The sequence below is a fragment of the Rhizobium sp. WYJ-E13 genome (assembly GCF_018987265.1).
Taxonomy (GTDB): domain Bacteria; phylum Pseudomonadota; class Alphaproteobacteria; order Rhizobiales; family Rhizobiaceae; genus Rhizobium.
In genome coordinates, this window is record NZ_CP076853.1 from 1,247,309 (window position 1) to 1,259,826 (window position 12,518).

General features: G+C 59.5%; 16 protein-coding genes. 10 read left to right on the forward strand and 6 right to left on the reverse strand.

Annotated elements, in window-relative coordinates:
- Positions 1–123 precede the first annotated feature (123 nt).
- From gatC to KQ933_RS06295, 3 genes are all read left to right on the forward strand, one after another.
- Positions 124–411, forward strand: a complete 288-nt coding sequence (gatC, locus tag KQ933_RS06285) for an Asp-tRNA(Asn)/Glu-tRNA(Gln) amidotransferase subunit GatC (protein WP_216757853.1) — start codon at positions 124–126, stop codon at positions 409–411.
- Positions 412–469: 58 nt separating this feature from the next.
- Positions 470–1,951: an Asp-tRNA(Asn)/Glu-tRNA(Gln) amidotransferase subunit GatA gene (gene gatA / locus KQ933_RS06290; RefSeq protein WP_216757854.1), complete on the forward strand. Its 1,482-nt coding sequence runs from the start codon at positions 470–472 to the stop codon at positions 1,949–1,951.
- A gap of 157 nt (positions 1,952–2,108) precedes the next feature.
- Positions 2,109–2,384 carry a hypothetical protein gene (locus KQ933_RS06295; RefSeq protein WP_216757855.1) on the forward strand — a complete coding sequence of 92 codons (276 nt, stop codon included), beginning with the start codon at positions 2,109–2,111 and terminating at the stop codon, positions 2,382–2,384.
- Between the two features lie 51 nt (positions 2,385–2,435).
- On the opposite strand, the gene KQ933_RS06300 is transcribed toward KQ933_RS06295, so the two are convergent.
- Complete coding sequence (locus tag KQ933_RS06300; protein ID WP_216757856.1) at positions 2,436–2,693, reverse strand: YjhX family toxin; 258 nt, start codon at positions 2,691–2,693, stop codon at positions 2,436–2,438.
- A 320-nt stretch (positions 2,694–3,013) separates the two neighbouring features.
- Between KQ933_RS06300 and KQ933_RS06305 the strand changes: the two genes are divergently transcribed.
- The 6 genes from KQ933_RS06305 (at position 3,014) to KQ933_RS06330 (ending at position 7,198) form a co-directional block, all read left to right on the forward strand.
- Positions 3,014–3,523 (forward strand): GNAT family N-acetyltransferase, encoded by a 510-nt coding sequence (locus KQ933_RS06305; protein WP_216757857.1) that lies wholly within the window; start codon positions 3,014–3,016, stop codon positions 3,521–3,523.
- Positions 3,524–3,599: 76 nt separating this feature from the next.
- Positions 3,600–5,102: an Asp-tRNA(Asn)/Glu-tRNA(Gln) amidotransferase subunit GatB gene (gene gatB / locus KQ933_RS06310; RefSeq protein WP_216757858.1), complete on the forward strand. Its 1,503-nt coding sequence runs from the start codon at positions 3,600–3,602 to the stop codon at positions 5,100–5,102.
- Between the two features lie 65 nt (positions 5,103–5,167).
- The gene (locus KQ933_RS06315) at positions 5,168–5,674 is read left to right on the forward strand and encodes a GNAT family N-acetyltransferase (RefSeq protein WP_216757859.1); all 507 of its coding nucleotides are present in this window, start codon (positions 5,168–5,170) and stop codon (positions 5,672–5,674) included.
- Position 5,675: 1 nt separating this feature from the next.
- Positions 5,676–6,143 (forward strand): GNAT family N-acetyltransferase, encoded by a 468-nt coding sequence (locus KQ933_RS06320; RefSeq protein WP_216757860.1) that lies wholly within the window; start codon positions 5,676–5,678, stop codon positions 6,141–6,143.
- Positions 6,144–6,245: 102 nt separating this feature from the next.
- On the forward strand, positions 6,246–6,641 hold the full coding sequence (locus tag KQ933_RS06325) for an NADH:ubiquinone oxidoreductase subunit NDUFA12 (protein ID WP_183804871.1): 396 nt from the start codon (positions 6,246–6,248) through the stop codon (positions 6,639–6,641).
- Between the two features lie 116 nt (positions 6,642–6,757).
- A complete protein-coding gene (locus tag KQ933_RS06330) occupies positions 6,758–7,198 on the forward strand; it encodes a DUF2155 domain-containing protein (protein WP_216757861.1) in 441 nt (146 codons plus the stop codon).
- Positions 7,199–7,226: 28 nt separating this feature from the next.
- On the opposite strand, the gene aat is transcribed toward KQ933_RS06330, so the two are convergent.
- From aat to KQ933_RS06355, 5 genes are all read right to left on the reverse strand, one after another.
- Positions 7,227–7,844, reverse strand: coding sequence for a leucyl/phenylalanyl-tRNA--protein transferase (gene aat, locus KQ933_RS06335; RefSeq protein WP_216757862.1), 618 nt, complete (start codon positions 7,842–7,844; stop codon positions 7,227–7,229).
- Positions 7,845–7,851: 7 nt separating this feature from the next.
- Positions 7,852–9,204: an acetyl-CoA carboxylase biotin carboxylase subunit gene (gene accC, locus KQ933_RS06340; RefSeq protein ID WP_216757863.1), complete on the reverse strand. Its 1,353-nt coding sequence runs from the start codon at positions 9,202–9,204 to the stop codon at positions 7,852–7,854.
- 10 nt (positions 9,205–9,214) lie between these two features.
- Positions 9,215–9,691 carry an acetyl-CoA carboxylase biotin carboxyl carrier protein gene (accB, locus tag KQ933_RS06345; protein WP_216757864.1) on the reverse strand — a complete coding sequence of 159 codons (477 nt, stop codon included), beginning with the start codon at positions 9,689–9,691 and terminating at the stop codon, positions 9,215–9,217.
- Between the two features lie 21 nt (positions 9,692–9,712).
- Complete coding sequence (gene aroQ, locus KQ933_RS06350) at positions 9,713–10,150, reverse strand: type II 3-dehydroquinate dehydratase (RefSeq protein ID WP_216757865.1); 438 nt, start codon at positions 10,148–10,150, stop codon at positions 9,713–9,715.
- Between the two features lie 244 nt (positions 10,151–10,394).
- Positions 10,395–11,153, reverse strand: coding sequence for a DsbA family protein (locus tag KQ933_RS06355; protein ID WP_216757866.1), 759 nt, complete (start codon positions 11,151–11,153; stop codon positions 10,395–10,397).
- Between the two features lie 206 nt (positions 11,154–11,359).
- On the opposite strand from KQ933_RS06355, the gene KQ933_RS06360 reads away from it, so the two are divergent.
- A complete protein-coding gene (locus KQ933_RS06360; RefSeq protein ID WP_216757867.1) occupies positions 11,360–12,517 on the forward strand; it encodes a pyridoxal phosphate-dependent aminotransferase in 1,158 nt (385 codons plus the stop codon).
- The last annotated feature ends 1 nt before the right edge of the window (position 12,518 follow it).

A 12,518-nucleotide genomic window follows, 5' to 3' on the forward strand; every position in this document is an offset into this window, starting at 1 on the left:
CATAACTCCTCGAATCCAGGTGGATTTGGGGAGAGGAATTCTGCCTTGCCGAAAAGGCAAACCCGTTGCACAGGACGGACATGGTCTTTATAGCGATAGGAAAATTCCTATCCGGAGAATGCCATGTCCGTCGATCTCGCCACCGTTAAGCGCGTTGCGCGCCTTGCCCGTATTGCTGTCTCGGAAGAAGAGGCAAATCGCATGGTCGGTGAGCTGAATGGCATCCTCGGCTTCGTCGAGCAGCTTTCCGAAGTCGACGTCGAAGGTGTCGAGGCTATGACCTCGGTAACGCCGATGGACATGAAGAAGCGGCCCGATGTCGTCAATGACGGCAACAAGGCCGCCGATGTCGTTGCTAATGCGCCTATCACCGACCACAATTTCTTCCTGGTGCCTAAAGTCGTCGAATAGGGCTCTCAACGCCTCTTTCCGACCCTGTTGCCATTTTCAGATCTGAAGCGAAAACACGATGAGCGAACTCACCAGCCTGACCATTGCCGAAGCCCGCCAGAAGCTGCGCGCCAGAGAGATCACCGCAACCGAACTGACCGAAGCCTATATTTCGGCGATCGATGCGGCCAATGGCCAGCTCAACGCCTATATCAAGGTCACGCCGGATCTCGCACGCGTCATGGCGAAGAATTCTGACGAGCGAATTGCCGCCGGCAAGGCAGGTGATCTTGAAGGCATCCCGCTCGGCATCAAGGACCTGTTCGCCACCGTTGGCGTGCACACCCAGGCCTGCAGCCACATTCTCGATGGTTTCGAGCCCCGTTATGAATCGACGGTGACCCAGAACCTCTGGGATGACGGCGCTGTCATGCTCGGCAAGCTGAATATGGACGAGTTCGCGATGGGCTCTTCCAACGAGACCTCGTATTATGGCGCTGTCATCAACCCTTGGCGTGCCGCAGGCTCCAACCAGCAGCTCGTTCCTGGCGGCTCGTCCGGCGGTTCGGCCGCAGCCGTTGCCGCCCATCTCTGCGCCGGTGCGACCGCCACTGATACCGGCGGCTCTATTCGCCAGCCGGCAGCCTTCACCGGCACCGTCGGCATCAAGCCGACCTATGGCCGCTGCTCGCGCTGGGGTACGGTTGCCTTCGCCTCTTCGCTCGATCAGGCCGGCCCGATCGCCCGCGACGTTCGCGATGCCGCAATCCTCTTGAAGTCGATGGCAAGCGTCGATGCCAAGGATACGACCTCGGTCGATCTGCCGGTTCCGGATTATGAGGCCGCCATCGGTAAATCGCTCAAGGGCATGAAGATCGGCATTCCGAACGAATATCGCGTCGACGGAATGCCGGACGAGATCGAAGCTATCTGGCAGCAGGGTATCGCTTGGCTGAAGGATGCCGGTGCCGAGATCGTCAACATCTCTCTGCCCCACACGAAATACGCCCTGCCGGCCTATTACATCGTGGCCCCTGCCGAAGCCTCTTCGAACCTCGCCCGTTACGACGGTGTGCGCTACGGTCTGCGTGTCGACGGCAAGGATATCGTCGACATGTACGAAAAGACGCGCGCCGCCGGCTTCGGCCAGGAAGTCAAGCGCCGCATCATGATCGGCACCTATGTTCTGTCGGCCGGTTACTACGACGCCTATTACCTGCGCGCCCAGAAGGTCCGCACGCTCATCAAGCGCGATTTCGAACTCGCCTTCGATGCCGGAGTCGATGCCATTCTGACGCCCGCAACCCCGTCATCGGCCTTCGGCGTTGCCGACGAGGACCTCGCATCCGATCCGGTGAAGATGTACCTGAACGACATCTTTACGGTGACGGTCAACATGGCCGGTCTGCCGGGCATTGCCGTTCCCGCCGGTCTGGACCATAGGGGCCTGCCCCTCGGCCTGCAGCTCATCGGCAAGGCCTTCGACGAGGAAACCCTCTTCAAGACCGCCCATGTCATCGAACAGGCCGCCGGCAAGTTCACGCCGGCCAAATGGTGGTAACCGGCTTAACGATCCGAAAGCTTACCTGACCATCCACAACGGTACGGGCGGGTTGATGAACGACATCATCAATCTCCGCGATTGAAGAAAAGCAGGTGCCGTCTCGGATTTCGAGGCGGCGCCTGTTATAGAGGGAGGACTTTGCGGGGAGGGCCTCATGCCGAAACGGGATCTTGCACGGTTGATCGAGGCCTTTGATCGCCTCGCTGCCAGCGGCTTTAAGATGGGCGCGGAATGGGAGGCGGTTCACGAAATCTGCCAGAACCATGAAGGCGAACAGCCCTTCGACTGGGGCCACGCGTTTTGTCATCGCGTCGAAGGCGACGACTGGAACGCCGGCTACTGGTATCGCCGCGCCGGCAAGACCGTCGGCGCGGGCACGATTGCCGAGGAGTGGGCGGCGATGCGTCCGGAGCTTTCCGAAAAGCTCTGAAACTCTGCCGGCCGCACAGCAACTTTGCTGCGCGGCCAGGCTCTTGTCAGCCTATCTGTTATCGAGCTGCGATCTGACCAGTTGCAGCCCTCTGTTCGTGATCCGATAAGGCTGTCCGGACGAAGACTTGATCGCCTTCAGCCGTTTCAGCTTACGGAAAAGCTCCAGACCGAAGCCAGGATAGACCCAGCCGTCGCGGGTGAAGCAGTTCACCGTTTCGATCTTCTTATTGTCGTCGCGGGTAATTTCGATACGGCCGCCCTGGGCCATAAGGTGCAGGATGCGCTGTTCTGCGCGCGAGATGTCCATTGCTGTCGATCCGGAAACACGCCTTCATGAAGGCGCACGAAAACGATTTGGCGTTCGGGTTTGGCCGATACGCCGCGGCTTCGTTTTTCGGGTCCATGCGCGCGAGCCTGTGCTTGCGGGCAGGGACCTTTACCGGGTCTCAGACAGGTTAGACATAAAACACCTCTGGCGCGTCTTTTATCAGCAACTACAATCCGGTCAAGCCGGACGAGGGTTGCGGACAAAAGTCGATCGAAATGCTTTCCCCTTTTATCTCATTGGAGGCACTGGAAAATTGCCCGACTCAATGGTCTACTCTCTATTGTAGAGCGGAGGTGCCATTGATCCACATTCGCAATGCCCGCGAAGGCGAAACGGAACTCTTGAGCGAGATCGGCTTACGAGCCTGGCAAAGAGCAATGGCATTGATCGGCGAATCGGACGCCATGACGGATGGAGCCCGCAGCGCCTTCCGGACTTTTGTGGATAATAGCTGGCTGACCATCACTGTCGTCGAGCAGAACGGACAGGTTGCCGGTTGGGCGGCGCGCGAGGGGCTGGACGAGACGATTTCCGACTTCTGGATCGACCCGAGCTTCAACCGGCAGGGGCTGGGTACCGCTCTGCTGGAGCGTATCGAGGCCGATATCTTTGAGCGAGGCTTCGAGGAGGCGGCAATGCAGACCCACTCGGGAAATTCCGAGGCAATCGCCTTCTTTCAGAAGCACGGCTACTCGATCCACTGGCTCTCGGTCGCCTATAATCCGAAGCTTGATCGTGACGTACCGTCCGTCGGGCTCACCAAGCATCTCGGCCCGCAGGAGCCGGAAGGTTACGGCCCCGGTTTCTAACCGCTGAAAGCCTTGCACCGGCAGGCCATTTCCTTTACCTCACCAGTTGAAAAGAACAGCCTTCGAAGAGCATCTCATGACCATTGTCGACGTTCGCACGCCTGATCCGAAACGCTATATCCCCGGCGCCACCGGCGATTGGGAAGTCATCATCGGCATGGAAGTCCATGCCCAGGTGCTCTCCAATTCCAAGCTTTTCTCCGGCGCCTCGACGGAATTCGGCAAGCCGCAGAATTCGAACGTGTCGCTCGTCGATGCCGCCATGCCCGGCATGCTGCCCGTCATCAACGAGGAATGCGTCAAGCAGGCCGTTCGCACCGGCCTCGGCCTGAAGGCTCTGATCAACAAGCGCTCGGTCTTCGACCGCAAGAACTATTTCTACCCGGACCTGCCGCAGGGCTACCAGATCTCCCAGTACAAGGACCCGATCGTCGGCGAGGGCAAGATCGTCATCTCGCTCGGCCCGGATCGTCAAGGTCAGTTCGAGGATATCGAGATCGGTATCGAGCGCCTGCACCTGGAGCAGGATGCTGGCAAGTCGATGCACGACCAGCATCCGACCATGTCCTATGTGGACCTCAACCGTTCCGGCGTGGCGCTGATGGAAATCGTCTCCAAGCCGGATATGCGCACCTCCGATGAGGCCAAGGCCTACATGACGAAGCTGCGCTCGATCGTGCGCTACCTCGGCACTTGCGACGGCAACATGGATGAAGGCTCCATGCGCGCCGACGTCAACGTCTCCGTGCGTCGTCCGGGCGAGCCTTTCGGCACGCGCTGCGAAATCAAGAACGTCAACTCCATCCGCTTCATCGGCCAGGCGATCGAATTCGAAGCCCGCCGGCAGATCGGTATTCTCGAGGATGGCGGCACGATCGATCAGGAAACCCGCCTGTTCGACGCGAACAAGGGTGAGACGCGGTCCATGCGCACTAAGGAAGATGCGCATGACTATCGCTATTTCCCCGATCCGGACCTGCTGCCGCTTCAATTCGACGACGCCTTCATCAGCGATCTGGCCCAGCATCTGCCGGAACTGCCCGACGACAAGAAGGAGCGTTTCGTTCGCGAGCTCGGTCTCTCGATCTACGACGCTTCCGTGCTCGTCTCGGAAAAGGCGATTGCCGACTATTTCGAAGCCGTTGCCGAGGGCCGCGACGGCAAGACGGCCGCCAACTGGGTCATCAACGATTTGCTCGGCGCACTGAACCGTACCGGCAAGAGCATAGAGGAAACCTCGGTTTCTCCGGCTCAGCTCGGTGCCATCATCGACCTCATCAAGGCTGAGACCATCTCCGGCAAGATCGCCAAGGACGTCTTCGAAATCATCCTCAACGAGGGTGGCGATCCCAACGAGATCGTTGAAAGCCGCGGCCTGAAGCAGGTGACGGATACAGGCGCGATCGAAAAGGCCGTCGATGAAATCATCGCCGCCAACCCGGATCAGGTTGCCAAGGTCAAGGCAAAGCCGACGCTTGCAGGCTGGTTCGTCGGTCAGGTGATGAAGGCGACCGGCGGCAAGGCCAACCCGCAGGCCGTGCAGGCTCTCGTCAAGGCAAAGCTCGGCATCGAGGAATAAGCCAACGGCATCCGCCGAAACGTGCGAAGCGGTTTTCGGTAGGCCGATACCGCAAGGAGAAAGTTTTGGTTTATTTCGTCCGAACGGCCAGCGAACGTGATCTGGAAAAGGTCCGCACTCTGCTCGACGAGAGCTTCCATGCGGCCTACGATGCGAGCCACGGCGTCGCAAAGGTCAACGAACTCGTTGCCCATCTCTTTTCGCCGACTGCGCTGAAGGCGCGCCTGGCGAAGAAAAATGCCGAATTCCTGGTCGCCGATGACGGCCGGGATATCGGTGGAGTCGGTTATGCGGCGATGTCATCCGAGATGACAAAGACCGTCATGCTGCATCTTCTCTACGTGAAACCGGATCTGCAACGCCAGGGCATCGGCCGCGATATATTCGCCGAACTCGAAACCTGCTTCCCGGATGCAGAAATCATGCGGCTGGAAGTCGAGGTGCAGAACCACGAGGCTGCCCATTTCTATGAGCGGCTTGGTTTCGTCGAGGCCGGCCGTAACGAGAACAGCGGTCCCGACCAGTCCGGCATTCCAACGCTGGTCTTCGAAAAGGCGCTCGAGCTCCACTGATATGCAATCTGGCGACATCATCATTCGTGAAGCGCGTAAAAGTGATCTGCCGGCCTTGATTGCGATGTTTGCCGCCGATCCTCTCGGCGGTCATGGTGATACGACCGATCCCGAGGCCTATCCGGATTATGCCGGCGCTTTCGCGACGATCACGGCGTCTTCCAACCAGACGCTTCACGTTGCAGAGCGGGACGGTGACGTCGTCGGCACCTTCCAGACGGTGATCACCACCTCACTCAATGGACGCGGCTCGTCCGCCATGATCATCGAGGCGGTGCACACGCGTGCCGATCTGCGCGGGCAGGGCATCGGTGCTCGGATGATCGAATTCGCCATTGCCGAGGCGAAAAGTCGCGGCGTGCGGCGCGTCCAGCTGACATCGAATGCAGTGCGCAAGGATGCCCATCGTTTCTATGAAAGGCTGGGTTTCAAGCCCTCGCATATCGGTTTCAAGATGGCTCTGAAATGACCGTCGTTTCGGCGGGAATCACTGGACAATTCGGCTTGGCGGCGGCATAAGCGAAAAAGCCTATCTGCTTTCGTCCGCGTCCTGCGGCCACGAGGAAAAGACATGATCAAGTTCCTGCTGCACACCTTCACCTGGTGGAACAACTATACGTTCGGCACGCTATTTGCCCTTCGCGGCTTCAAGCGCGTTGGTGAGGACGAGTTGGGCAATGTCTATTACGAGGGCGGGCTTTCCTCATACGGCCTGCCGAAGCGCTGGGTGATCTACAAGGGTTACGCCGAAGCTTCCGCCATTCCTCCAGGCTGGCATGGCTGGATGCATCACCGCACCGACGTTCCCCCGTCCAAGGAAAACTACGTTGCCAAGGAATGGCAGAAGCCGCACCGCGCCAATCCCACGGGCTCGCCGCAGGCCTATCGCCCGCCGGGCTCGCTCTCGGTTGCCGGCGAACGTCCGCGCGTGACCGGCGACTACGACGCATGGACGCCGGGCAACTGAGCGTCAAGCATCTGAGGACGGGTTCTGCCCCGCGCTTTGGCCACAATTGACCTTTACCCGCAGGTTGGCCGCAATCGCGCGGCCATGAACCTGATATGTGCTGGAGACGGGTAGATATGGAGCTTTCCCTGCGAAACATGGTCCTGCCGGCTGCGGGAGCTGTATCGCTGTTGGCGCTTTCCGCTGCGCTTCTTTCCACTCCCGCGCAGGCTGCCCGTATCGATAATCCGGTCGCCGTCTTCTCCGGCCTCGACAAGATCACCGGCCGCATCACCACGTTCGACGTTTATGTCAACGAAACGGTCCAGTTCGGCGCTCTGCAGGTCACGCCGAAGGCGTGCTATTCGCGCGACCAGTCGGAAGCCCAGAAGATCGACGGTTTCGTCGAAGTCGACGAGATCACGCTGGACCGCAAGATCCGCCGTATCTTCACCGGCTGGATGTTTGCCGACAGCCCCGGCCTCAACGCCGTCGAGCATCCGATCTATGACGTCTGGCTGAAGGACTGCAAGCAGAACTCCGACGTCCCGCCGCCGGATAGCGCCGGCGCGAAGTAAACGTCTTCTCTGGCAAAAAGAGAGTTCCCTAGAACTCCAGATGTGGCGATTCCATTGCTGCGGCGAGCAACAGCGCATAATCCGCCTTCGGTACGTCGATCGCCCCGAATGTCTTTAGATGTTCCGTCGTGAATTGTGTATCGAGAAGCGTGAAGTGCTTCTGCTTCAAACGTTCCACCAGATGCACGAGACAGATTTTCGAAGCGTCGGCCCGCCGAGAGAACATGCTTTCCCCGAAGAAGGCCGATCCGAGCGACACGCCGTAGAGCCCGCCGACGAGTTCATCGCCATCCCAGGCTTCGACGGAATGCGCGTGACCCATGCGGTGCAGGGCGGAATAGAGAGTCTTGATGGTTTCGTTGATCCAGGTGCTCGGGCGATCGGATGTCTCGCTGGCACAGGCAGTAATCACGGCATCGAAGTCACTGTTGAAGCGAATGTCGAAGGGCTTCTGGCGGATTGTCTTTCGAAGGCTTTTGGAGATGTGGAAACGATTGTCCAGCGGCAGGACGCCGCGGATATCCGGCTCGACCCAGAAGATTTCGGGATCGTCGGCTGATTCGGCCATGGGAAACAGGCCGATAGAATAGGCACGCAGGAGAATCTCCGGGGTAATACCTGGTGACTTCCTGCGCGCTCCTGCCATTCTTGTCCTATGCTGCCGGCTTGCTGTTGGCGAGATACTTTTCCAGCCAATGAATATCGTAGTCGCCGTTGGCGATATCCTGGTTGGAAACGAGATCCTGGAACAGTGGCAGCGTCGTCTTGATTCCGTCAACGACAAATTCATCGAGCGCGCGACGCAGGCGCATCATGCATTCGACGCGTGTCCGACCGTGCACGATCAGCTTGCCGATGAGGCTGTCGTAATAGGGCGGGATCTTGTAGCCCTGATAGGCACCGGAATCGATGCGCACGCCAAGTCCACCCGGTGCATGGAAATGCGTGATCGTGCCGGGCGAGGGCACGAAAGTGCGTGCGTCTTCGGCATTGATGCGGCATTCGATGGCGTGGCCGTGGAAGTGCACTTCGTCCTGCGTGACCGAGAGACCGCCGCCGGAGGCAACGCGGATCTGCTCATGCACGAGGTCGATGCCGGTAATGGCTTCGGTGACCGGATGCTCCACCTGCAGGCGGGTGTTCATTTCGATGAAATAGAACTCGCCATTTTCATAGAGGAACTCGATCGTGCCGGCGCCGCGGTATTTCAGCTTCTTCATGGCGTCGGCGCAGATCTGGCCGATCTTCTTGCGCTGCTCGACATTGAGGGCAGGCGAGTTTGCCTCTTCCCAGACCTTCTGGTGACGGCGCTGCAGCGAGCAGTCGCGTTCGCCGAGATGGATGGCATTGCCTTCGCCGTCGCCGAACACCTGGATTTCGATGTGGCGTGGCTTTTCGAGGTATTTTTCCATGTAGACGGCGTCATTGCCGAAAGCGGCGGACGCTTCGGTGCGGGCCGTCGACCAGGCTTCAATCAGGTCGGCTTCGGTCTTGGCGACCTTCATGCCGCGTCCGCCGCCGCCGGCCGTTGCCTTGATCAGCACCGGATAGCCTATATAGGCTGCCGTCCTCAGCGCATCCTCTTCGGTCTTCACTTCGCCATCGGAGCCGGGAACGACGGGGATGCCGAGTTCCTGCGCCGTCGTCTTGGCGGTGATCTTGTCGCCCATGATGCGGATGTGTTCCGCCGTCGGGCCGATGAAGGTAATGCCGTGGGCTTCGAGAATATCGGCGAACTTGGCATTTTCCGACAGGAAGCCGTAACCCGGATGTACGGCATCAGCGCCGGTGATTTCGCAGGCTGCGACGATCTGGTGGATGTTGAGATAGCTTTCGCGCGAAGGCGGCGGCCCGATGCACACACTTTCGTCGGCAAGGCGCACATGCATGGCGTCGGCATCAGCCGTCGAATGCACGGCAACGCTCGCAATTCCGAGTTCCTTGCAGGCGCGCAGCACGCGAAGGGCGATCTCGCCGCGGTTGGCTATGAGGATCTTCGAGATCATTGGCAAAGCCTTATTCGATGACGACGAGCGCCTGGCCGTATTCGACGGGCGAGCCGTCTTCGACGAGGATTTCCGTAACCTTGCCCGACTTCGGCGAGGGGATCTGGTTCATCGTCTTCATCGCTTCGATGATGAGGAGCGTCTGGCCTTCCTTGACCGTAGCGCCGAGTTCGATAAACGCGCGCGCGCCCGGGGCCGGGGCCATATAGGCGGTGCCGACCATCGGCGCGTTCACCGTGTTCGCCGGGTTGCGGCCTGCCGCTGCGGGAGCAGCGGCAGCAGCTACCGGGGCTGCTGCAGCTGCAGCCGGTGCTGCATAGGCGGGGGCCGCAATCGGCGCCTGGATGTACTGGGTCGTGCCTGCGCGGGAAACGCGGATACGCAGATCTTCCTGTTCGACTTCGATCTCGGTCAGATCCGTGTCCTTGAGGATATTGGCGAGATCGCGGATCAGTGCCTGATCGATACCGGATTTCTTTTCAGCCATGAGTGTTGCCCTGTCTTCTTCTTATGCCGTGATGTTCTTCAGCGCGTGGAGCGCCAGGATGTAGCTGTGAGGCCCGAAGCCGCAGATCACGCCTTTGCATGCCGGCGCGATCATCGACTTGTGACGGAATTCTTCCCGTGCATGCACATTGGATATGTGGAGTTCGATGACGGGAATGGAAATAGCACGGATCGCATCATGCAGCGCGACGGATGTGTGCGTATAGGCGCCTGCATTGATGGCAACGCCGACAGCCTTTTCATCCGCTTCGTGGAGCCAGTCCACCAGCGTGCCTTCGTGATTGCTTTGGCGGAAATCGATGTCGAATCCGAGCTCGCGGCCCGCAGCCTTGCAGTCCGCCTCTATGTCCTTGAGCGTCTTGCCGCCATAAATGCCAGGTTCTCGCTTGCCCAGCATATTCAGGTTGGGGCCGTTCAGGACGAAAATCGTTTGCGTCATCGAATGTTCCGTTTGGCGCACCGGCTCTTGATCCTCTCTGGATCAGGCGACCGTTACGCGGTTCATTGTATTCATCGCGTCCTGTGTCAGCCTTTCGGCGGCAAAGGCACGGGAATGCGCGAGCGCCACCTATAGACTCCGCGCGGGCTTATTGAAAGCCCTTACAGAATCGGCAGAGGAGGTCGCGCCATGTTTGTCCACATGGCTGAAACGCTTCGATTTAGGCGATTTGATGGGCGCGGGTTCAGCAGCTTGTCTTGCCGCAGGCCCGCATGTTCTTCACCTTGGCTTCGAGGTCGTCGATGCCGACGGCACCGGGCACCATTTCGTTGCCGATCACATAGGACGGTGTACCGCTGATACCGAGATTGGCTGCAAGCTGATAAGTCGCCTGCACGATGCCATCGTTCGGGCTCTTTTTCATCTCCGCGCGGATCTTGTCTTCGCTGACGCCGAGAGAAGAGGCGACCTGGATTGCGGTGTCCTCGGAGGCACGGCCATCGCTGCCGAGCAACGCGACGTGGAAATCGCCGTATTTTTCCGGCGCAAGGCGGCGGAAGGCATCCGCCACGCGGTGCGCCGCGACCGAATCCGGCCCGAGGATCGGGAATTCCTTCAGCACGAAGCGGACATTCTTGTCCTTCTTCAACAAGGCCTGCATGTCGGGCAGGGCGTGACGGCAATAGGTGCAATTATAATCGAAGAACTCGACGACGGTGACATCGCCTTTGGGGTTGCCGAGCGTCACGTCGTTCTTGGAATCGAAGATGCCGTCGGTGTTGTTCTCGATCGCCATCGTGGCCTTCACCTGCTGGGCCATCTGCTGCTTTTTCTGCAGCGCGTCCTGCACCTCGAGCATGATCTCCGGATTTTCGATCAGGTACTGCTTGATGAATTCACCGAGCTCCTTCTTCTGCTGATCGTCGAATGCAAACGCCTGAGCCGGAAGGGCGATGGAGGCTGCAAGCGCCAGCGCGGTGAGCGTTTTGGAGAAGAAGGCCATGGTATCCTCGTCGTCGGCTGATGGTTTTCGAAGCGGAAAATACCATTGCCGGGTTAATGGGCTTGGATGCGTCCGCATCAAATTACGGCGCGTCGGGCCGCCATCAAACAGGAATTTTCCTCCGATCCAAGCCCTCGCGGGATTGTGATGAGCCGATTATTGCGGCAATTGTCTGGCCTCTATCTGAAGCCAGGCAGGAAGTGATCGTGTTTTCCATCTCGAAACGCAGCGAAGTCGAACCATTCCACGCCATGGATGTTCTGGCCGAAGCCACGAAGAGACGCGCGAGCGGCCACCCCGTCATTTCCATGGCCGTCGGCCAGCCCTCGCATCCCGCACCCCAGGCAGCCCTTGAAGCCGCCCGCACAGCGCTCACCGAAGGGCGCATCGGCTATACGGACGCGCTTGGCACGGCGCGGCTGAAACATGCGCTTGCCTGGCACTATCGCGACCGCCATGGCCTGGAGATCGATCCTGCGCGCATCGCGGTAACCACGGGCTCGTCAGCCGCCTTCAATCTTGCCTTCCTGTCGCTTTTTGATGCCGGCGATGCCGTTGCCATTGCCCGGCCGGGTTATCCCGCCTATCGCAACATCCTCGGCGCCCTCGGCCTCAATGTGGTCGAAGTGCCCGTCACAGCAGAAACGCATTTCACGCTAATGCCCGAAAGCCTTGAAGCGATCCAGCTGGAAAAGGGCGTGAAACTGAAGGGCGTGCTGCTGGCAAGTCCTGCTAATCCAACCGGCACAGTGACTGGCCGCGAAGGCCTGAAGGCGCTTGCCGCCTATTGCGATGCCAATAACATCGCCTTCATCTCCGACGAGATCTATCACGGCCTGACCTTTGCCGGCGAAGAGACGAGCGCGCTGGAACTGACTGCCGAGGCAATCGTCATCAACTCGTTCTCTAAATATTACTGCATGACCGGATGGCGTATCGGCTGGATGGTGCTGCCCGAACAGCTGGTGCGCCCGATCGAACGCGTCGCCCAAAGTCTCTATATTTCGCCGCCGGAGCTTTCGCAGATCGCCGCCACCGCAGCGCTCGGCGCCAGCGAGGAACTGGATCGCGTCAAGGCAAGTTATGCCGCCAATCGCGAACTGCTGCTCGATCGCCTGCCGAAGATCGGTCTTGCGCCGGCGTCACCGATGGACGGCGCCTTTTACGCTTATGTGGATGTTTCGCGCTTCACCAATGACAGCATGGATTTCGCGCGGCGCATGCTGGCCGAGATCAATGTCGCCACCACTCCCGGCCTCGATTTCGACCCGGTCGAAGGACCGCGCACCCTGCGCATGTCCTATGCCGGTTCGGAGGCCGAGATCGCCGAGGCTCTGGAGCGCATCGGCGCCTGGCTGAAATGAG